The organism is Streptomyces sp. NPDC008125 (genome assembly GCF_042957125.1).
In the GTDB taxonomy this organism is placed as follows: domain Bacteria; phylum Actinomycetota; class Actinomycetes; order Streptomycetales; family Streptomycetaceae; genus Streptomyces.
The window spans coordinates 26852-46787 of record NZ_JBIBHR010000032.1; the positions used below are offsets into that span (position 1 = coordinate 26852).

The 19936-nt window shown below is 71.0% G+C and carries 19 protein-coding genes; 17 read left to right on the forward strand and 2 right to left on the reverse strand.

The features are described 5' to 3' along the window. Positions 1-45: 45 nt before the first annotated feature. On the reverse strand, positions 46-453 hold the full coding sequence (locus tag ACFZAX_RS33385) for a cupin domain-containing protein (protein ID WP_390966406.1): 408 nt from the start codon (positions 451-453) through the stop codon (positions 46-48). Positions 454-639: 186 nt separating this feature from the next. Here ACFZAX_RS33385 and ACFZAX_RS33390 point away from each other — a divergent pair, with 186 nt between their 5' ends. The 12 genes from ACFZAX_RS33390 (at position 640) to ACFZAX_RS33445 (ending at position 12178) form a co-directional block, all read left to right on the forward strand. Further along, a complete protein-coding gene (locus ACFZAX_RS33390; RefSeq protein ID WP_390966408.1) occupies positions 640-1233 on the forward strand; it encodes a carboxymuconolactone decarboxylase family protein in 594 nt (197 codons plus the stop codon). A gap of 38 nt (positions 1234-1271) precedes the next feature. Beyond that, a complete protein-coding gene (locus ACFZAX_RS33395) occupies positions 1272-2810 on the forward strand; it encodes an ATP-binding cassette domain-containing protein (RefSeq protein WP_390966409.1) in 1539 nt (512 codons plus the stop codon). Further along, positions 2807-3820, forward strand: a complete 1014-nt coding sequence (locus tag ACFZAX_RS33400; RefSeq protein WP_390966410.1) for an ABC transporter permease — start codon at positions 2807-2809, stop codon at positions 3818-3820. The genes ACFZAX_RS33395 and ACFZAX_RS33400 overlap by 4 nt, the downstream gene beginning before the upstream one ends. 94 nt (positions 3821-3914) lie before the next feature. After that, positions 3915-4856 (forward strand): substrate-binding domain-containing protein, encoded by a 942-nt coding sequence (locus ACFZAX_RS33405; protein ID WP_390966412.1) that lies wholly within the window; start codon positions 3915-3917, stop codon positions 4854-4856. Between the two features lie 235 nt (positions 4857-5091). Then, positions 5092-5997, forward strand: coding sequence for a LysR substrate-binding domain-containing protein (locus tag ACFZAX_RS33410; RefSeq protein ID WP_390966414.1), 906 nt, complete (start codon positions 5092-5094; stop codon positions 5995-5997). A 161-nt stretch (positions 5998-6158) separates the two neighbouring features. Continuing rightward, a complete protein-coding gene (locus tag ACFZAX_RS33415) occupies positions 6159-7085 on the forward strand; it encodes a VOC family protein (protein WP_390966416.1) in 927 nt (308 codons plus the stop codon). A gap of 102 nt (positions 7086-7187) precedes the next feature. Then, on the forward strand, positions 7188-8636 hold the full coding sequence (locus tag ACFZAX_RS33420; protein WP_390966418.1) for an aldehyde dehydrogenase family protein: 1449 nt from the start codon (positions 7188-7190) through the stop codon (positions 8634-8636). 6 nt (positions 8637-8642) lie between these two features. Further along, complete coding sequence (locus tag ACFZAX_RS33425) at positions 8643-9476, forward strand: fumarylacetoacetate hydrolase family protein (RefSeq protein ID WP_390966420.1); 834 nt, start codon at positions 8643-8645, stop codon at positions 9474-9476. Further along, positions 9473-9844: a VOC family protein gene (locus ACFZAX_RS33430; protein ID WP_390966422.1), complete on the forward strand. Its 372-nt coding sequence runs from the start codon at positions 9473-9475 to the stop codon at positions 9842-9844. The genes ACFZAX_RS33425 and ACFZAX_RS33430 overlap by 4 nt, the downstream gene beginning before the upstream one ends. Positions 9845-9869: 25 nt before the next feature. After that, positions 9870-10661 (forward strand): alpha/beta fold hydrolase, encoded by a 792-nt coding sequence (locus ACFZAX_RS33435; protein WP_390966424.1) that lies wholly within the window; start codon positions 9870-9872, stop codon positions 10659-10661. Beyond that, positions 10658-11137, forward strand: a complete 480-nt coding sequence (locus ACFZAX_RS33440) for a heme-binding protein (protein WP_390966426.1) — start codon at positions 10658-10660, stop codon at positions 11135-11137. Before ACFZAX_RS33435 ends, ACFZAX_RS33440 begins: the two co-directional genes overlap by 4 nt. A 3-nt stretch (positions 11138-11140) precedes the next feature. Next, the gene (locus ACFZAX_RS33445) at positions 11141-12178 is read left to right on the forward strand and encodes a methionine synthase II (cobalamin-independent)-like protein (RefSeq protein WP_390966428.1); all 1038 of its coding nucleotides are present in this window, start codon (positions 11141-11143) and stop codon (positions 12176-12178) included. Between the two features lie 97 nt (positions 12179-12275). Here ACFZAX_RS33445 and ACFZAX_RS33450 read toward each other — a convergent pair whose 3' ends face one another. After that, positions 12276-12563 (reverse strand): antibiotic biosynthesis monooxygenase, encoded by a 288-nt coding sequence (locus tag ACFZAX_RS33450; RefSeq protein WP_390966430.1) that lies wholly within the window; start codon positions 12561-12563, stop codon positions 12276-12278. 218 nt (positions 12564-12781) lie between these two features. Between ACFZAX_RS33450 and ACFZAX_RS33455 the strand changes: the two genes are divergently transcribed. The 5 genes from ACFZAX_RS33455 to ACFZAX_RS33475 all read left to right on the forward strand — a co-directional run bounded on the left by ACFZAX_RS33455 (position 12782) and on the right by ACFZAX_RS33475 (position 19314). Continuing rightward, positions 12782-14230, forward strand: coding sequence for an aldehyde dehydrogenase family protein (locus ACFZAX_RS33455; protein WP_390966432.1), 1449 nt, complete (start codon positions 12782-12784; stop codon positions 14228-14230). Positions 14231-14302: 72 nt separating this feature from the next. Beyond that, complete coding sequence (gene lhgO, locus ACFZAX_RS33460) at positions 14303-15502, forward strand: L-2-hydroxyglutarate oxidase (protein WP_390966434.1); 1200 nt, start codon at positions 14303-14305, stop codon at positions 15500-15502. A gap of 120 nt (positions 15503-15622) precedes the next feature. Then, complete coding sequence (locus ACFZAX_RS33465) at positions 15623-16483, forward strand: amidohydrolase family protein (RefSeq protein ID WP_390966436.1); 861 nt, start codon at positions 15623-15625, stop codon at positions 16481-16483. 13 nt (positions 16484-16496) lie between these two features. Continuing rightward, positions 16497-18215 (forward strand): thiamine pyrophosphate-dependent enzyme, encoded by a 1719-nt coding sequence (locus tag ACFZAX_RS33470; protein ID WP_390966438.1) that lies wholly within the window; start codon positions 16497-16499, stop codon positions 18213-18215. A gap of 19 nt (positions 18216-18234) precedes the next feature. After that, entirely contained in the window at positions 18235-19314 is a 1080-nt protein-coding gene (locus ACFZAX_RS33475) for an Ldh family oxidoreductase (protein ID WP_390966440.1), read from the forward strand. Positions 19315-19936: the final 622 nt, after the last annotated feature.

Consider the following 19936-nt stretch of genomic DNA (forward strand, 5'->3'; position numbering starts at 1 on the left):
CCCCCGACCGGGCCGCCCCGCTCCCGCACGGCTGGACGCCCGCGCTCATCGCCCCATCTGGTCCTCCGCCGAAAGGTGTTCGACCGTCACCCCGGTGTCGGTGAACGTGCGTGTCACCGTCCCGGAGGTATACACCCACAGGATGCGCAGCGGAGTGTCCCCGACATTCCGGAAGAGGTGGGGGACGGGAGAGGGGACGTACGTGGTGTCGTAGCGCTCCAAACGCGTCACGGAGCCCTCGACCACCACTTCCGCCTCTCCTTCGAGAATCGTCACGTGCTCGTCGCAGTTGTGCGAGTGCATCGGCGCCCCGGAGCCGACCGGATAAACGCTCATTCCGCTGGTGATCAGATTCTCGCCGGCCGCCGAGACGGTCGTGACCAGCGGGGTCGTCACGATCGAACCTCCCCGGTCCAGCAGCGGGACGGAGGCTGCCTTGATGATGACGCTCATGCGCAAACCCTTTCGACGGCGAGAGGCGTCGTCCGACGTTATGGGAAACGGGCCCCGCCGAGAGCCCCCGGATGCGCACCTTTACCTTGCGTTCCGAGAAGGGTGAGCCTCTACCAGCCGGATGTACGGTCTGCTGCCATCGCACATTTCGAGTTTGTGTCGCAGATCGAAAGGCAGGGACCGGCCATGCGCCTCCCCGTTCTCCGTACCGAAGAGATGAACGAGCACCAGCAGGAGCTCCACGCCCGCATCACCGCTCGTCGTGGCGGGGTGCGCGGACCGTTCCGGGTCTGGCTCCAGAGCCCCGAACTCTGCGAACGCGTGGAGTCCCTCGGGGCGTTCGTCCGTTTCGACTCGGACCTGCCCAAGCATCTGCGGGAGTTGACCCTCCTGATGGCCGCCCGCAACTGGGACGCCCAGTACTCCTGGAACGCCCACGTCAAGGCGGCGATCGAGGCCGGCGTACCGGCCGCCGCCGTGGACGCGATCGCCGAGCGGCGCACCCCGGAGTTCGACGACGAGGCGGACACCGCCTTCTACACCTTCTGCCACGAGGTGCTGGAGAAGCACTTCGTCTCCGACGAGACCTTCGCCGCCGCCCACGAGCACTTCGGCTCCCAGGGCCTGGTCGACGCCATCGGCTCGCTGGGCAACTTCACGATGCTCGGCATGTGCCTGAACACCTTCCAGGTGGATCTCCAGGCCGACCGCGAGCCGCCGTTCCCCGACATCCGCGGTTTCGCCCGCGTCGCCGGTGACGGGGAGCGGTCACAGTCGTGACTCCGCCCGCCGACCGACGTACCGAGGGGAGCTGTGACGTGACACCCGGTACCGCGCTGCACCGCACCACCACCTCCGTCGAGGCGCCCCGGGAGCCGGTGGTCCGCATCCGCGACCTCAGGAAGAGCTTCGGCGGCGCCGCCGCCCTCAAAGGAGTCTCCCTCGACATCAGGCCGGGCGAGATCCACGCCCTGATGGGGATGAACGGGGCCGGCAAGTCCACCCTCGTCCAGGTGCTGGCCGGAGTCCACCAGGCGGACGGCGGCACCGTCGAGATCGACGGCCGGCCGCAGCCCGGCCTGTCGACGCGGCAGGCCCGGCGGCTCGGCATCTCGACCGTGCCCCAGCGCCGCGAACTGGTCATGGAGCTGACCGTCGCCGAGAACATCCTCCTCGGCGACCTGCCCGCCCCCCGCGCGTTCGTCGCCTGGAAGTCGGTCCGGGAACAGGCCCGCAAGGCCCTCGCCGATCTCGGCATCGCCATCGACGTGGAGCGGACCGCGGGCGGGCTCACCGTCGCGGAGCAGACCATGGTCGAGGTCGCCCGCGAGGTCCGGCGCGGCGGCAAGGTCCTCATCCTCGACGAGCCGACCGCCTGTCTGGGCGCCGAGGCCGCCGACCGGATCAGGGCGCTGGTACGGACCCTGCGGGACGAGGGCATGGCCGTCGTCTACATCTCGCACTACATCGACGAGGTGCTCTCCGTCGCCGACCACGTCACCGTCCTGCGGGACGGTGCGGTGGTGCACAGCGGGCCGGCCGCCGGCACCGACGCCGCGGGGCTGGTACGCGACATGGTGGGCCGGGACGTCGTCTCCACCCGCCCCGAACGCCCCGCGCCCTCGGGAGAGACCGGGCTGGCGGTCCGGGGACTCACGCACGGCCGCACCATCGAGGACTTCGCGGTCGAGGTACGCAAGGGCGAGATCGTGGCCGTCCTCGGCCCCGCCGGCGACGCGCAGTCCCGCCTCTTCGACCTGCTCTCCGGCCGCCGGCGCCCCGACTCGGGCGAGATGAGCGTGGACGGCAGAGCGGTCCCCTTCGGCCGGATAGCCCGGTCGCTCGCCAGCGGTCTGCGCTGCGTCACCGGCGACCGCAGGGCCCTCGGCCTGATCCCGGAACTCTCCCTGGACGAGAACCTGATGCTGGCCAGCGACCGCCTGGAGCGGCGCCGTCTCCAGCGCTGGTCCGCGCTCACCCGCCGGGCCGCACCGCGGCGGGAGAGCTACGGAGTCGTCTCCCTGACCCGCAACCCGGCCGTCGGCCGCCTCTCGGGCGGCAACCAGCAGAAGGTCCTGCTGGCGAAGTGGCTGGAGACCGCGCCCGTCGCCTGCTTCCTGGAAGACCCCACCAACGGCGTCGACATCGCGGCCATCGCGGACATCCACACCCTCGTCGACGACCTCGCCGCCCGCGGTGTCGCCGTGCTGCTCGCCTCCTCCTCCGCCGAGGAGGTCATGCGGCTGGCCGACCGGGTGATCGTCGTCAGCGGGGGACGGGCGGTCGCCGAACACGACGTCAACACCATCACCCGCGACCAACTCGTCGCCCTCGCCCTCGGAGGACAGAGCACGTGAGCCTCGAAGCGCCCCCGGTACAGCCCCGAGCGAAGAAAGGCGCCCCGGACACCGTCTCCGGGTCACGCACCTCGCTGCGGTCCCTCCTCGGTGTCCCGCACGCGGGCCTCTTCGCGGTGCTGATCATCGTCGTGGTGTTCGCGAGCCTGGAGACGGACTCGTTCGCCACCTCGACCAACCTCATCAACATCCTCCGCCAGGTCAGCGTGTCCGCGGTGCTCGCCGCCGGTCTCACCCTGCTCATGACGGCCGGGGGCATGGACTTCTCGATGGGCAGCAACGCGGCCGTCGTCACGGCGGTGGCCGCCCAGATGCTGGCACACGGCGAGTCCACCGCGGTGACGGTCGTCGTCTCCCTCGTGCTGGCCACCCTCATCGGCCTGGTCAACGGGCTCGTGGTCACCTACACGAACGTGGCGCCGTTCGTCGCCACGCTGGCCACGGCCACCCTGCTGGACGGAGTCGCGCTGCTCGTCCTGGACGGTCTGAGCGTGTCGATCGGCACCCACCTCTCCTCGCTGGGCAACGGCAAGATCCTCGGCATCCCGTACCTGCTGCTCGTGGCGCTCCTGGTGCTGGTGGTCGCCGGTCTGGTCATGAAGTTCACCGTCTTCGGCCGCGACGCCTTCGCCATCGGGGGCAACGAACACGTCGCCCGCCTCAGCGGCATCGGCGTCAACCGGAACAAGCTCCTGCTCTACGGGCTGGCCGGCACCCTCGCCGGACTCGCCGGGCTGATGCTGCTGTCCCGGCTCGGCGCGAGCAGCCCCGGAACGGGCGGCCTCACCCTGCAACTCACCGCCGTGGCCGCCGTCGTCATCGGCGGAACCTCGCTCGCCGGCGGCAGCGGCACCGTCGTCGGCACCGCCCTCGGCGTCGTGCTGCTCGGCGTCGTCGCCAACGCCCTGAACCTGCTGCAGGTGTCCAGCTACTTCCAGCAGATCTCGGTCGGTTCGGTCCTGCTCATCGCGGCGATCGCCAACCAGCTCCACAAGAAGTCCCACCCCTGACGTACTCGGTGACGCGGTCCGGCACTTCCGTACCGCGGCCCACCTCCGTGCACGGCCACCGATGTCCCACGCACGCCACGAAAGGCGATACACCATGAGCCTGTCCACCCACCCGCGAAGAGTGCTGGCCACGACCGTCGTGGGAGCCGCGCTGGCTCTCAGCGGCTGCAGCGGCCAGTCCGGCCAGGGCGGCGACTCCGTCACCCTCGGATTCGTCAACGGCGGTGACACCGAGTTCCACACCTGCCTCCAGAAGGCGGTGGAGGACACGGCCAAGAACGGCGACGCGAAGATCTACACGGCCAACTCGCACCAGAACCCCGGCACCGAACTGTCCAACATCGAGGACATGATCTCGCGCAACGTCGACGCGCTCATCGTGCAGACGGTGAACGTCGACGCGCTCAAGGGCGACATCGCCAAGGCGAAGAGCGCCGGCATACCGATCTTCCTCACCTCCGTCGTCACGGACGACCCCTCCCAGATCCTCGGCGCGGTCGTCGTCGACCTGGGCGCGGTCGGCGCGCTGGACGCGGGCTGGGTCGAGAAGGACGCCGCGGGCACGTCCGTGGAGGTCGGCGTGATCGCCGGTGCCCCCGGGGCCGCCTCCGACATGCTGGTCGCCGGATTCACCAAGGCACTGCCCGCCACCGCGAAGGTCGTCGCGAACCAGCCGGGCATGTTCAACGCGGCCAAGGCCAAGGACGTCGCCGAGAACATGATCCAGGCGCACCCGCACCTCGGTTACGCCTTCGTCGCCAACGAGGAGATGGCGCTCGCCGCCCGTACGGCCTTCACGTCGGCCGGCGCGGACGTCAAGATCGTCACCGTCAACGGGACCGACCGGGGGCTCGAAGGTGTCGAGAAGGGCGAACTCTCCGCAACCGTGGCGAACTCGGCCATGAGTACGGGTTCCCTCGCGGTGAACAATGCGATAGGACTGCTCGACAAAAAGAAGATCAGCAAGATCGACAAGACGCCGATCCTGCTGGTCGCCAAGGACAACCTGGACAAGGCTCCGCAGTACTGCCCCTGAGTCCGCGCCGGGCGACCTCCGATCGGGCGATCGAGGGCCACCGGCGGACTCCGGGCACCGGAGCCCGCGACACCGTCCGACGCACCTCGTTCCGAGACGCCCCGTTCCGGCACACCCCATTCCGCGCACCCACTGAGTGATCCCGTTCCGGAGCGCCGCGCGGAGGCTCCACCCGCACAACCCGCCACACACGGCCCGGCCACCACCGGGGCCGTGAACGGCCGGAGGTACCACCATGGACCGTCTGCTCCTCATGCGCAGCTTCGTCACCGTCGCCAACATCGGCAGCTTCAGCGGGGCGGCGAAAGCGCTGAGCTCCTCGGGATCACTCATCTCACGCCACGTCGCGGAACTGGAACGCCAGATCGGGGTCCGCCTCGTCAACCGCACGGCCCGCTCCGTCAGCCTCACCCAGCCCGGACTCCGTTACGCGGAGTTCGCGGCGCGGATCCTGGAGGAGATCTCCACCGAGGACTCGCACATCGCGCAGCTCCACGACCGGCCGGAGGGGTCGCTCAACATCATCTGTCCGAAGTGGATAGGCAGCCTCGATCTCGGCGACGCCATATCGGCGTTCTCCGTCGCCCATCCGAAAATCGTCGTCCGTTTCGAGCTGGGCGGAATTTCCGACCGCACCTACGATTTCCTGGACGGCGGATTCGACATCGCCTTCCATACACGCGACTTGCGGGACTCCAGTGTCCGGCTGAAGAAAATTGCCTCACTGCCTTTCGTGCTGTGCGCGTCGGAGAAGTACCTGGAGAAGCACGGGACGCTGAGCCACCCGAACGACATCGCCGTCCACGACTGCCTGGTCCACGTCAACGATCCCGTCTGGCGCGTCGGGCACGGCCGTGCGAGCACCCTGCACAAGATCCGTAACGTGGCGTTCTCGTCCAACTCCTACATCGCGCTGCAGAAGGCGGCCGTGCACGGCCGGGGGATCGCCCTGCTCCCGCAGCGGCCGGCCTACGACGACCTGGTCTCCGGCGCGCTCCGGGTGCTGCTGCCCGAACTCGCGGTGCCCGACCGGCCGCTGTACGCGATCTACGGCCCGGGCCAGGAGACGCCGCGCAAGGTGACCGTATTCCTCGAATTCCTGGCCAAGTGGTTCTCGGAGAACCCGATTCCCGCCATGTGAGGCCCACCCCCCTCGGCGGCAACCGGACGACGCGACCGTCCGTGCAAGAAATGATTGCATCATCCGAAATGCCGGGGCATTGAGGCCGTGCGTCCCGATTTCTAGGCTGACCGGGCCGGTGTCACGCGTCCGGCGCCCGCAGCCCGCGGAACGAGGAGTTCATGGGAATTCAGAGAATAGAGTCGGTCACCTACGGCATCGACGACCTCGACACATGCGTCCGCTTCTACACGGACTTCGGGCTGACCCCGGTCTCACGCACCGACACCCGCGCCACCTTCGAGACCCTGGCGGGTCAGACGCTCCATCTCGACACCGTCCCCGATCCCTCCCTGCCGCCCGCCCTGGAAGAGGGGCCCACCCTCCGCGAGGTGGTCTGGGGCGTCGACACCGAGGCGGAACTGGCGAAGCTCGTCGCCCGGGTCGCCGCCGACCGAGAGGTCACCCGTACCGGGGACGGGGTGCACCGTACCCGGGACGAGACCGGCTTCGGCCTCGGCCTCGCCCTCGCCCGCCCCAAGACGCCCGGCACGGCCGACGGACCGCGCGAGGCCAACGTCTCCGGCAGCGTGCGCCGCTGGAACACCCCGCTGGAACCGGTCGGCCAGGTCCGCCCGCTGCGCATGTGCCACGTCGCCCTCAACATCCCCAAGGCCGGACAGGAGGAGGCCGTCGCCTTCTACCTCGACCGGCTCGGCTTCCGGGCGACCGACGTCGTCAAGCCGATGGGCACCTTCATGCAGTGCGAGGGCGACGACGACCAGCACAACTTCCTGCTCTGCCACCGCCCGGACCGGGCCGGCGTCAACCACGTCAGCTACGAAGTCCCCGGGTTCGACGACGTGATCGAGGGCGGCAACCACATGATCGCCCAGGGCTGGCAGGAAGCCCGCAGGCTCGGCCGGCACACCGTCGGATCCAACGTCTTCCGCTTCGTCCACGCCCCCTGCGGCGGCCGTGTCGAGTACGCCGCGGACATGGACCGCGTCGACGCCTCGTACGGGACCCGCGTCCACGAGACCACCCCGCCGCACCACATCTGGACCCTGCGCACCTCCCGTGACGGGTCCGGGACCCCCGCCTCCTGAGGGGCCGCGACGCCGCCTCCCGGCAGCCACCGCTTCCCGGCACCCGAGAACCCCACCGCCTCCCGACACCCAACCGCCGAGCGTGAGAGGGCACACGCACCCATGACGACCCACGACGACTACCCCGCCATCCGCATGTACATAGCAGGCGAATGGTGCGAGGGCGGGGCCGGAGCGACCGCACCGGTCGTGAACCCCGCCACCGGGACCGTGATCGGACACGTCCCGCTCGCCACCACCGCCGACCTCGACCGCGCCGCCGAAGCGGCGGCCACCGGCTTCGCGCTCTGGCGCGACACCCCGATAGCCGAGCGCACCGCGATCCTCCACGAGGCCGCCGGCCTGCTCGTCTCCCGCGCCGACCAGGTCGGCCGCATCATGACCCGCGAACAGGGCAAACCGCTGCGCGAAGCTGCCGGGGAGGCGAAGCGGGTCGCCGGAGCCCTGCGCTGGGACGCCGACGACGCCCGCCGGGCCTACGGCCGGATCATCCCCTCCGAGGACGGCACCCTGCTCTCCGTCCGCCGCCGGCCCATCGGCCCGGTCGCCGCCTTCACCCCGTGGAACTTCCCCGCCGGTTCACCGATGCGGAAGATCGCCGCGGCGCTCTCGGCCGGCTGCTCCCTCGTCATCAAGGCCTCCGAGGAGACCCCGGGCACCGCCGTCGCGCTGGTCCGCTGCTTCGAGGACGCCGGGCTCCCCGCGGGCGTGCTCAACCTCGTCTTCGGCGAGCCCGCCGAGGTCTCCGCCCACCTCATCGCGCACCCCGCCACCCGGCTCGTCGCCTTCACCGGCTCGGTGCCGGTCGGCAAGCTGCTCGCCGCCGCCGCGGGAGCCGAGATGAAGCCGTCCCTCATGGAGCTGGGCGGCCACGCCCCGGTCATCGTGTGCGCCGACGCCGACCCGGTCACCGCCGCGCGCCGTGCCGCCGCCGCCAAGTTCGCCAACGCCGGCCAGGTCTGCACCTCGCCCAGCCGCTTCCTCGTCCACGAGAGCCTGGTCGAGGAGTTCACCGAGGAGTTCGTCCGCGCCGCCGAGGCGATCGTCGTCGGCGACGGGCTCGACGAGGGCGTCACCATGGGCCCCCTCGCCAACGAGCGGCGACTGCGGGCGATGGAGGCCCTCACCGCCGACGCCGTGGCCAAGGGCGCGAAGATCCGCACCGGCGGCGAACGTCTGGACCGTGCGGGCTGGTTCTTCGCCCCCACCGTCCTCACCGACGTCACCGAGGACGCCGCGCTCATGTCCGACGAGCCCTTCGGCCCGCTCGCGCCCATCGTCGCGTTCCGCGAGCTCGACGAAGCCCTGCGGATCGCCAACGCGCTCCCCTACGGCCTCGCCGCCTACGGCTTCACCCGCTCCGCCGCCACCGCCGAGCGCCTCACCCGCGAGTTCGAGGCCGGCATCCTCTCCATCAACCACTGCGGCGGATCCGTCCACGAGGCACCGTCCGGCGGGGTCAAGGCCAGCGGCTACGGGCGCGAGGGCGGCCCGGAGGGCCTGGACGCCTACCTGGTCACCAAGCGCGTCTCCCACCTCCTGACGGACTGAGCCGCCATGCGATACACCCGAGTCCGGGTGGGCGGCCGGGCCGTCTGGGGCCGCGTGGAGGAGGACTCCGTACGCCTGCTCTCCGACTCCCCGCTGGACGGCGTCCCCACCGTCATCGGCACCATCCCGCTCGCCGAAGCCGACTGGCTGCCGCCCGTCGTCCCGCCCGTCTTCTACGCCGCCGGCATGAACTACCCGCGCCACATCGAGCACGCCCGGCTGCTCGGGGACAAGGCCGGAGTCATGCCCGGGCGCCCCGAGGCCGGCTACCGCGCCAACAACGCGCTGACCGGCCACGGAACGGCGATCGTGAAACCCACAGGAGTGCGCGGCCGGTTCGAGGCCGAACCGGAGCTGGTCGCGGTCGTCGGCAGGACGCTGAGGCACGCCACGTACGAGCAGGCGCGGGAGGCCGTCTTCGGCTGGACCATCGGCAACGACGTCAGCGCCCGCGCCTGGCAGCACGAGGACCGCACCTTCTGGCGAGCCAAGAACAGCGACACCTTCAAGCCGATGGGCCCCTGGATCGAGACCGACGTCGACGCGCTGGCACAGACCACCACGCTGCGCGTCAACGGCGAGACCCGCGCCCTGTTCCCGACCGGTGACATGGTCTTCGACCCCTACGACTTCATGGTCGAGATCACCCGGCACATCACCATGCACCCCGGTGACGTGCTGTGGATGGGCGCCGAGTCCACCGGCCAGATCGAGGCGGGCGACACGGTCGACGTCGAGATCAGCGGCATCGGCGTCCTGTCGAACACCGTCCTGGCCGAGCCCGACCGCCCCCCGGCGGAACGGAGTTCGCACACACACCCGAAAGGCAGCACCCCGTGAGCAAGGAACCCCGCTACATCCACCACGTCAACTTCCCCACCACCGACCCCGACCGGACCGCCGAGTGGTACGCCCGGGTCTTCGGGATGAAGCGGATCATGCCGAAGTCCAACACCCGCGTGGTGCTGATGACCCGCGGCAACTTCGACCTCCACTTCACCCCGGTCGAGGACATGGACCGAATGGCGCCCTACCACTTCGCCGTGGAGGTCGACGACTGGGACGACTTCATGGGGCACCTCGCCGACCTGGGTATCCGGCACACCCGCCCCATCGAACGCCCCGAGAACCAGTCGAAGTTCTGCTACATCCACGATCCCGACCACACCATGATCGAGCTGGTCTTCCACGGCAAGCGCCCCCACTGAACCGCTACGACCAGGAGACCCTTCCATGCCCTACGTCGATTCAGACGGAGCGTCCATCTACTACGAGCGCCACGGCAGCGGCCCGGCGATCGTGTTCGTCCACGGCTCCGGCGGCCACCACGCCGCCTGGTGGCAGCAAGTGTCCGCCCTGCGGGACGGGTTCACCGTCGTCACCCTCGACCTGCGCGGTTTCGGCAGAACTGAACTGGCTTCCCCGCAGACCGAGTTCGACGGCCAGGCCTTCTACGGAGACGTCGTCGCCGTCCTCGACCAGGAGGACCTGGCCGATGCCATGCTGGTGGGTCAGTCCATCGGCTCCGTCGCCGCCCTGCGTGCCGGACTGGTACGCCCCGAGCGCGTCGGCGCGGTCGTCCTCGGCCACTCGCTGGGCGGCATCAGCCACCCCGAGCTGACGGAACTCGCCGCTGCCGACCGCGCCGAGGCCGTCAAACTTCCCGTCATCGACCGGCTGTTGACCAAGGAGTTCCAGCAGGAACGGAAGGACCTCACCTTCCTCTTCCAGCAGATGGGCACGTTCAACACCGCCACCATGCAGGATCTGCGCAACCTCGACACCGACGGCCCCGGCCTGGACGAGATACGGGACTCGGGCGTCACCGTCGCCTTCCTCGCGGGCGAGAAGGACGCGGTGCTCAGCGTCAAGACCGTCACCCGCGCCCACGAACTCGTCGCGGGCTCGCACCTGGAGATCGTCCAAGGTGCCCCGCACTCCATGTACTGGGAGACCCCGGAGCCGTACAACGCCGCCGTCGCCCGGCTGCGCCGCACTCTCACCGCCCCGAAGGAAGCCGCATGAGCGCCCTCACCCTCGCCGCCGCCGAAGAGATCATCGCCGAGGCCCACCAGCGGGCCCAGGCCCTCGGCAAGGCGGTGAGCGTGGCCGTGGTGGACGCCGGAGGCTTCCCCGTCGCCATCCGCCGCCCGGACGGAGCCCGCCCCCTCACCCCCGACATCGCCCGGGCCAAGGCGTACACCGCCGCCATCATGCAGCGCCCCGGGAAGATGCTGAAGAAGTGGCAGGAGAGCCAGCCGGTCTTCTTCTCCCAGCTCTCCCAGCTCCCCGGCGCCGCGATGCCGATCCTCGCCACCGAGGGCAGCGTCACCATCAAGAAGGACGGCGAGATCATCGGCGGCCTCGGCATCGCCGGCGGCACCGCCGACGAGGACCAGCGGATCGCCGACGAAACGCTCGCCGCCCTCGGCTACGAACTGGAGTTCGCCGCCTGGGGCGTCTCCGGCAAACCCGTCCCGAACGCCGGAAAGGACGCCTGAACCATGGCGGACACGTTCAACTACCGCATCGACCACCACGGCAGCCTGGTCCGTCCGCCCGCCCTGCTGGCCGCCCGCGCGGAGACCGACGCCGGGAGCCTGCGCGAGGCCGAACGCGCCGCCGTCAAGGAAGCGGTGGTCTTCCAGCGCCGGCTGCGCTCCACCGTCGTCACCGACGGCGACCTGCCCCGCGAGGACTTCCGCAGCGCCGTCCTCGACCGCGTCACCGGATTCCGGCGGACCGGCGAGGAGAGCGACGGCCTCACCCGCTGGGTGGCCGAAACCTACCCCAAGGCCGACGGCCCGCTGGTCGCCGAGTGGGCCGGACTGCTCGGCGAGCTCACGGTCGTCGCGCCCAAGGTCGCGCTGCCCTCCCCGGCGTACCTCGCCGCCACCACCTTCGACCGGGATGCGGCCGGTTCGGGCGGACCCGCCTCCGCCCGCGAACTCGGCGAGGCCCTGGCGGAGATCATCCAGGCCGAGATCCGGCTGCTCGTCGCCAAGGGGGTGCGACTGATCCAGCTGAACAACCCACTGCTGCTCACCCACACGGCCGCCGAACCCGGCGTCACCGGCGCGCTCTCCTTCGAGGACGCCCTCGCCGTGGAGGCCCTCGCGGTGCGGCTCGACGAGCGCCCGGAAGGCGTACGGATCGCCGTCGCGCCCGGCTGGGCCGCCCCCCGCGCGGTGGACCGCGCCCGCGCCGAGCGGCTGTACGCGGCGGTCCCCGCCGACCGCTGGGTGCTGCCGCTCGACCGGGGTACCGACGCCGAACTCGATCTGCTGCGCGCCCTCCCCGAGGACCGCGACGCCTGCCTCGGCGCGGTGGACGCGACCAGCGCCGCGATGGAGGAGATCGACGCGGTGATGGCCCGCATCGACGCGGCGGCCGAGGTCAAGGAGCTGGAGGACATGGCGCTCTCGCCCTCCCGGGGCTTCGCGGACGTGGCCTCCCGCCCCCTGCTGAGCGCGGGGGACCAGCACCGCAAGCTGGTCCAGGTGGAGACCCTCGCCCGCTACTGCTGGGGCAACGAGTTCTGACCCGCGCACGGCGGCGGGGGATCAGCACACGCCCACGGCGGCGGGGGCCGGTGAACGCCTCCGCGTCCCGGCCCCCGCCGCACCCGTCCGCGGGTCGTCACAGCACCTGCGCGAACGTCACCACGCGGTCCGTCAGCAGCGGTCGCACCGTCCTGACGATCAGCTCGTCGAAGTGGTCCGCCGCCGCGTGGGCGTCGAAGCCGGCCCGGTCGGCGTACCGCTCGTACAGCACGAACCCGCCCGGCCGGTCGACCTCCGCGTGCACCTCGTACCCGAGGTTCCCCGGCTCCGTCAGCGTGTGCGCGCGCATCTTCAGCAGCGCGGCGCGCACCGTGTCCTCGTCGGCGGGGTCACAGGTGTAGTGGGCGATCACGGCGAATGCCATGGTGCGGCCTCCTTCTTCGTCAGGGCCTTCGTCAGTGCCTTCGGCGGTGCCGATTCCAGCACAGCCGACGCGCGGGGGCCCGTGCGCGGAGTGCAAGCAATGTCTGCCGCCGCGGGCCTGGTCACCCCCGCGGACTTGCGGTGTTGTCGTGACGACCACGCCGACACCTCTGTAACACCGCGCGCAGCAGCCGCGGTCGGACGGGAGCAATGATCCAGATGCGCACCATGGAAACCCTTCTCGGCGGACAGTGGGTGGCGGCCGACGCGTGGCTGGAGGTCCACGACCCGTCCGACACCCGCACCCCGGTCGCCCGGGTGCCCGCACTCGGTGCCCGCGAGGTCACCCGCGCGTACGACGAGGCCGAAAAGGGCTTCGCGCTCTGGCGGCGCACCAGCCCCTTCGAGCGGGCCCGGGTGTTCCACGAGACGGCGCGGCTGCTCCGCGAACGGGCCGACGGGATCGCCGACGCGGTGGTCACGGAGAACGGCAAGACCCTCCAGGAGGCGGGCGGCGAGGTCCAGAAGGCCGCCGACTTCTTCGAGTACTACGCCGGACTCGCCCGCACCGGTTACGGCACGCTCGTCCACGACGCCCGGCCCGGGACGCGTACCAGTTTCCACAGCGAGCCCCTCGGCACCGTCCTCGCGATCACCCCGTGGAACGACCCGCTGCTGACCCCGGCCCGCAAGCTGGCCCCCGCCCTCGCCGCCGGAAACGCGGTCGTCCTCAAGCCGGCTTCCGAGACCCCGATGTCCGCGCTCCACCTGGCCCGCGCCCTGCACGACGCCGGCCTGCCCGCCGGAGTGCTGGGCGTGGTCACCGGCCGCGGCGGCTCCATCTCCGCCCCGCTGCTGGACGACCCGCGCGTCGCCGCCGTCACCTTCACCGGCTCCAACGCGGTCGGCGAGTCCATCCGCCGCTCGCTCGCCGACCGCAACGTCCGCTTCCAGGGCGAGCTGGGCGGCAAGAACGCCACCGTCGTCCTCGCCGACGCCGACCTGACGGCCGCCGTGAAGGCAGTGATCGCCGCCGGGTTCGGACAGACCGGTCAACGCTGCACCGCCACCAGCCGCGTCCTCGTCGAGCGCTCCGTGTACGCGGAGTTCACCGGCCTGCTGCTGGATGCCGTCGCCGCCCTGGGGCTCGGCTCCCGCGAGACGGCCGCCCCCTCCGTCGGCCCGCTCGTCAGCATTGGCCAGCGCCGAAGCGTCCTCGCCGACATCGCGCGCGCGGTCCAGGAGGGCGCGACCGTTCTCGTCGGCGGCGACACCCCGAAGGACGACGCGTACGCCCACGGCTGCTGGGTCCTGCCGACCGTCCTCGGCGACGTGACCCGGGAGATGACCGTCTGGCGCGAGGAGGTCTTCGGCCCGGTCGTCGTCGTCCGCGCCGTCGACGGCTTCGACGAGGCCGTCGAGGAGGTCAACGACTCCGACTTCGGACTCGCCGCAGCCCTCTTCACCCGCGACCTGCGCGCCGCCCACCGCTTCGCCGACGAGGCCGACTGCGGGCAGGTCGCCGTCAACACCACGACGACCGGCTGGGACGTGCACCACCCCTTCGGCGGCTTCCGCGACTCGGGTTCCGCGTTCAAGGAGCAGGGCACCGAGGCCCTGCGCTTCTACACCCGTGTCAAGACCGTCGCCTTCCATTTCGGTCCCTGACGCGCGGCCACCCGGAATCATCGGACTCCACCCCGTTCCACCCAGCGTCACCACTGAGAAAGGAGGATGCCGATGGCAGACGAAACGGTCGGCATCGTCGGAGCAGGCATCGTGGGCCTGGCGACGGGCCGCGACATCGCGCTGCGCCGCCCGGGCACCCGCGTGGTGGTCTTCGAGAAGGAGAGCCAGGTCGCGGTCCACCAGACCGGACACAACTCGGGCGTGGTGCACGCCGGCATCTACTACGCCCCGGGCAGCCTCAAGGCCGATCTGTGCGTACGGGGCGTGGCCCTGCTGCGCGAGTACTGCCAGGACCGCAAGCTGCCGTACCAGGAGACCGGCAAGCTCGTCGTCGCCGTGCGCGAGGACGAACTCGGCCGCATGGAGAACCTGTACGACCGGGCCAGGAACAACCACGTGCCCGACCTGCGGAAGGTCTCCCAGGACGGGATCAAGGAGATCGAGCCGCACGCCGGCGGTATCGCGGCCCTCCACTCGCCCCGGACCGCGATCACCGACTACCCGGCGATCGCCCGCCGGTTCGCCGAGGACATCGAGGCCGCGGGCGGCCAGGTGCGGCTCGGCTTCGCGGTGGACTCGCTCACCGAGGTGACCGGCGGCATCGAGGTCGCCGCGGGCGAGGAACACGTACGCGTCGACCGGCTGATCCTCTGCGCGGGCCTCCAGTCCGACTCCGTCGCCCGGCTGGCGCGGGACGACAAGGCGCCCAGGATCGTCCCCTTCCGGGGCGAGTACATGCTGCTCAAACCGGAGCGCGCCGGTCTGGTGCACGGCCTGATCTATCCCGTACCCGACCCGCGCTACCCCTTCCTCGGGGTGCACTTCACCCCCCGGGTCGACGGTTCGGTGGAGGTCGGCCCCAATGCCGTCCTGGCGCTGGCCAGGGAGGGGTACCGGCTCTCGGACGTCTCCGTGAAGGACCTCGCGCGGCTCGCCGCCTACCCCGGCGCCTGGCGGATGGCCGCCCAGCACTGGCGGACCGGCATCAGGGAGTACCGGGGCTCGCTCTCCACGAGGGCCTTCATGAAGGACGCGGGGGCGTACGTCCCCGGCGTCGGCGCCGCCGACGTGGTTCCCGGCGGAGCCGGCGTACGCGCCCAGGCACTCGACCCGGACGGCTCGCTCGTGGACGACTTCCGCATCCACCGGGTCGGCCGCGTCACCGCCGTGCGCAACGCACCCTCGCCGGCCGCCACGGCCTCCATGGCCATCGCCGAGCACATCACCGAGGTCGTGTTCGGCCCGGCATGACCGTCTGCGACCTGCCGGTTCGCGCAACAACTGCTTGCGCTCCAGAGGTCTTAGCAAACGTCTCCACCAGCTCTAACGTCTGACGCACACCACCCCGCCCCGCAACGGAAGAGGCTCCCCATGTTCGTCGTCGACACCCAGATCCACATCTGGAAGGAAGAGGCCCCGGACCGCCCCTGGGTTCCCGGAGCCCGCGAGCGCATCCGCCTCAACGGCCACCGCGAGGAAGCCTTCAGTTACGAAGAGGCGCTGGAGCTGATGGACGAGGCCGGCGTCAACCGCGCCCTCATCCTCCCGCCGTCGTGGGAGGGCAACCGCATCGACTACGCCCTCGAAGCCTGCGAGGCGCACCCCGACCGCTTCGGCATCATGGCCCGCGTCCCCCAGGACAACGAGGCCGAAGGCACCGCGATGCTGCGGGACTTCGCGCAGAACCCGCACATCAAGGGCACCCGCCTCACCTTCCACCGGCCGCAGGACCGCAACTGGATGATCGACGGCACCAACGACTGGTACTGGCCGATCGCCGAGGAGCTCCGCGTTCCCACGATGGTCCACGCGCCCATCTGGAAGCGCGAACTCGGCCAGATCGCCGCCAAGCACCCCGAGCTGAAGATCATCATCGACCACATGGGCATCATGGCCCGTTGCGTGGACGACTCCATCGGCTACTGGGTCTCCGAGACCGCCGACCTCGCCCAGTACCCCAACATCTACGTCAAGGTCTCGGCCCTGCCCGGCTACTCCACCGAGCCCTTCCCGAACAAGAACATCGAGAAGTACGTCCGCGAGATGGTCGACAAGATGGGGCCGCAGCGCTGCTTCTACGGCACCGACATCACCCGCCTGCTCGGCCACGGCATCACCTACACCGACACCATCGAGCAGTTCACCAAGCACTGGGACTTCACCCCCGAAGAGCTCGAATGGATGATGGGCCGCGGTATCAGCGAGGTCCTCGGCTGGCCGGTCGAGGGCTGAGGGAACACCTGAGATGACGGACAGCAGCAACACGCCAGGCGTCGACGGCGGTGACGCCGTCGTCTCCGCCTTCAACGCCGTCGGCGCCGATTACCTCTTCTGCTCATCGGGGTCCGAATGGGCCCCGGTGTGGGAGTCACTGGCCCGGCGTCACCGCGACGGTGACCCGGCCCCCCACTACCTCGACCTCACCCACGAGACGGTCGCGGTCGGCATGGCCACCGGCTACGGCCTCGTCACCCGCCGCCCGCAGGGAGTCCTCCTGCACGCGGCCCCCGGCCTGCTCCAGGGCTCCATGGCGATCCACGGGGCGCTGCTCGCCGGCGTCCCCATGGTCGTCACCTCCTCGGAGTCCAGCACCTACGGCGACGGCCCCGGGCAGGACCCCGGCGGCCAGTGGTACCGCAACCTCTCGATCGTGGGCGGCCCGCACGGCGTCGCCCAGCCCTTCACGAAGTGGGCCACCGAGGCCGCCAGCGTGCACACCCTGCCCACCATGATCACCCGGGCGGCGGAACTCTCCTGGCGGGCACCGGCGGGCCCGGCCTATCTCAACATCCCCCTGGAGATCCTCCTGGAGGAGTGGGACGGCCGGGGAGCCAAGCCGATCGTGGCGCCCGGCTCCACCCACAGCTCGCCCGAAGAGGTCGACCCCGTCGCGCAGCTGATCCGCGACGCGAAGAACCCGGTGATCGTCACGGAGACGGCGGGCCGCGAGGCGGGCGGCTTCGAGGCGCTCGTCGCCTTCGCCGAAGCGTGGAACATCCCGGTGGTCGAACCCGACTCGGCCGTCTGCGGCAACTTCCCCCGCACCCACCCGCTGCACGCCGGCAGCGACATCGGCCCCTGGATGGACGAAGCCGACCTGATTCTCCTGGTCAACTGCCGCGTCCCCTTCTACCCGCCGAGCCGTCGGCCCTCGAAGGCGACGGTCGTCGTCGTCGACGAGGTGCCGCAGCGGCCGCACATCGTCTACCAGGTGCTCTTCGCGGACGCCTACCTCGAAGGCAACGTCGCCAACACCCTGCGCCAACTCACCAAGCGAGCGACGGACTTCACCGACGTCCAGCGCGCCGCCGTCGCCCTGCGCCGCGCCGCGCAGGAGGAGCGGTACGCCGACGAGCGGGCGGCTGTCGCCGCCGCCGAGGCGAAGGCGGAGGAGAGTGAAGGCGTGGACCCGGTCCTGGTCGCCGCAACCCTGCGCCGACTGCTCGACGGGACCGGCGGGATCGTCGTGGACGAGACCATCACCCACAGCCGGGTCGTGAAGCGCCATCTGCGCACCTCCGAGCCCGACGCGTACTTCTACGTACAGGGCGGACTCGGGCAGGGCATCGCGGTCGCCCTGGGCGTCAAACTCGCGGCCGGGGACAAGCCGGTGGTCCTCACGGTCGGCGACGGCGCCTTCACCTACAACCCGGTGATCCAGTCGTACGACGCCGCGAAGACGTACGGACTGCCGCTGCTCATCGTGGTGTTCAACAACCGTGTCTACAAGTCGATGAACCTCAACCACCGCAGGTTCTATCCCGGAGGCGCCGCCGCTCAGACCGGCGAATGGCTCGGCACCGACCTGCACCGGCTGCCCCGGCTCGCCGCGTTCGCCGAGCCGTTCGGGATGCACACCGAGACCGTCGACACCACCGACGCCCTCGCGCCCGCGCTGGAGCGCGCGCTCAAGGCCGTCGCGGACGGGACCACCGCCGTCGTCGACGTACTCGTCACCCGCTGACCCAGGAGGCACCGCCACCATGACCGACCACCCCACCCCCAAGCCGGGCAAGGTCCTCGTTCCGGCCGAGGACCTGCGCACCTTCTCCGCCGCCCTCCTGGAGAAGGGCGGCCTCGCCGCCGAGGCCGCCCGCACCACCGCCGACGTGTTCGTCTGGGCCGCGCTGCGCGGCGTCGACTCGCACGGCATCGCCCGGGTCCCCGCCTACCTCGACCTGCTGGCCAAGGGCGTGGCCAACGCGAAGGCCGAGCTCACCGTCGAGTCCTCGACGCCGGCCGCCACGGTCATCGACGCCGACCACGCGCCCGGCCCGGTCGCCCTCACCGCGGCCGCCGCCGAAGCGGTGAGCCGGGCCCGTACCAGCGGCATCGCCGCCGTCGCCGTCCGCCGCACCGTCCACACCGGCGCCATCGGCTACTACGTGTCGAAGATCGCCGAACAGGGCCTCATCGGCATCGGGTTCGTCTCCGGCATGCCCAACATGGGCTACACCGGCGTCAAGGGCGCCGCCGTCGCGACCAGCCCGCTCGCCATCGCCGTACCGGCCGACGCCCACGCGCCGCTCGTCCTCGACATGGCCACCGCCACCATCGCCCTCGGCAAGATCCGCCAGGCCAAGGCGAGCGGCATCCCGCTCCCCGAGGGGGCGGCGGCCACCGCCGACGGCACCCCCACCACCGATCCCGAACAGGCCGTCATGCCCCTGCCGTTGGGTGGCGCCAAGGGTTCCGGCATGTCGATCACCTTCGAACTGCTCACCAGCGTGCTCGTCGGCGCGCCGATCTTCGCCTCCTTCCACTCGGACGACCCGAAGGGGCGCAAGCACCGCCAGAACGCGCTGCTCATCGCCCTGGACCCGGCGGCATTCGGTGACCCGGCGGCCTTCACCACCGCTGTCGACACCACCTTGACCGCCCTCAAGGGCCTGCCGCGGGCGGACGACGCCTCCGGCGTGTTCTACCCCGGCGAGCGGAGCGCGGCCCTGGCCGTCGAGCGGAGCGAGAAGGGCCTGCCGGTGGCCCCGAAGGTCTGGCGCGAACTCGGCGAGCGCGCCGCCGGGTTCGGCATCACCCCGCCGGAGCCGCTCGCGGCGGGCTGAGGGAGGGGCGGGTGCCCCTTCCTGGGCTTCCCGCTCCGCCGCTCCCGTTCGGGCCGTGGAGGACCTCACTGTGCGGGGGGTCCTCCACGGCCCGGGGCGTGCGGCGTCCGACAGCGTTTCGACGGCAGCGGCCGCAGGGTTCTCGGAGCCCGGACGTCACCGACCGCCGAGGCGAACGACGTCGTGCGGCCGGCTCTTGGGCCAGTGGCCCGTGGGGTGCCGGGAATGCATTCCGCCGGATTCCCCCGCCGTTCTGACGGAGGATCCGGTGCAGGGATGACGCGCGAATCGGACCGGGGGATACGGCCGGAACGCGCCTCGCCCCACTTTGAGCCCCAGGCGTGGCGGCGTCTGCGACCCGGTCGGACACGCACCGTGCACGAGGGCCGACCAGTCGCGGGCACCGCCGCCCGAAGCGGCATCCAGAGCCGTGGGACGGCGACGGGCCGGGGCCGTGCGGGGGTGTCCGCGTGGTCCCGGCCCGTGGCCGTCGTGCCGTCCCCGCGTGTCCGCAGCCGGGGCGGTGGGTTCAGTTCTTGCGGGTGTTGATCTCCTCGGTGAGCTGGGGCACGACGTCGAAGAGGTCGCCGACGACACCGAAGTCGACGAGTTCGAAGATCGG

Excerpts from the sequence above, each read along its gene's own strand:
- ACFZAX_RS33385 (WP_390966406.1), bottom strand. The coding sequence starts at position 453 with ATGAGCGTCATCATCAAGGCAGCCTCCGTCCCGCTGCTGGACCGGGGA.
- ACFZAX_RS33390 (WP_390966408.1), top strand. The coding sequence starts at position 640 with ATGCGCCTCCCCGTTCTCCGTACCGAAGAGATGAACGAGCACCAGCAG.
- ACFZAX_RS33405 (WP_390966412.1), top strand. The coding sequence starts at position 3,915 with ATGAGCCTGTCCACCCACCCGCGAAGAGTGCTGGCCACGACCGTCGTG.
- ACFZAX_RS33410 (WP_390966414.1), top strand. The coding sequence starts at position 5,092 with ATGGACCGTCTGCTCCTCATGCGCAGCTTCGTCACCGTCGCCAACATC.
- ACFZAX_RS33415 (WP_390966416.1), top strand. The coding sequence starts at position 6,159 with ATGGGAATTCAGAGAATAGAGTCGGTCACCTACGGCATCGACGACCTC.
- ACFZAX_RS33420 (WP_390966418.1), top strand. The coding sequence starts at position 7,188 with ATGACGACCCACGACGACTACCCCGCCATCCGCATGTACATAGCAGGC.
- ACFZAX_RS33425 (WP_390966420.1), top strand. The coding sequence starts at position 8,643 with ATGCGATACACCCGAGTCCGGGTGGGCGGCCGGGCCGTCTGGGGCCGC.
- ACFZAX_RS33435 (WP_390966424.1), top strand. The coding sequence starts at position 9,870 with ATGCCCTACGTCGATTCAGACGGAGCGTCCATCTACTACGAGCGCCAC.
- ACFZAX_RS33440 (WP_390966426.1), top strand. The coding sequence starts at position 10,658 with ATGAGCGCCCTCACCCTCGCCGCCGCCGAAGAGATCATCGCCGAGGCC.
- ACFZAX_RS33445 (WP_390966428.1), top strand. The coding sequence starts at position 11,141 with ATGGCGGACACGTTCAACTACCGCATCGACCACCACGGCAGCCTGGTC.
- ACFZAX_RS33450 (WP_390966430.1), bottom strand. The coding sequence starts at position 12,563 with ATGGCATTCGCCGTGATCGCCCACTACACCTGTGACCCCGCCGACGAG.
- ACFZAX_RS33455 (WP_390966432.1), top strand. The coding sequence starts at position 12,782 with ATGCGCACCATGGAAACCCTTCTCGGCGGACAGTGGGTGGCGGCCGAC.
- lhgO (WP_390966434.1), top strand. The coding sequence starts at position 14,303 with ATGGCAGACGAAACGGTCGGCATCGTCGGAGCAGGCATCGTGGGCCTG.
- ACFZAX_RS33465 (WP_390966436.1), top strand. The coding sequence starts at position 15,623 with ATGTTCGTCGTCGACACCCAGATCCACATCTGGAAGGAAGAGGCCCCG.
- ACFZAX_RS33470 (WP_390966438.1), top strand. The coding sequence starts at position 16,497 with ATGACGGACAGCAGCAACACGCCAGGCGTCGACGGCGGTGACGCCGTC.
- ACFZAX_RS33475 (WP_390966440.1), top strand. The coding sequence starts at position 18,235 with ATGACCGACCACCCCACCCCCAAGCCGGGCAAGGTCCTCGTTCCGGCC.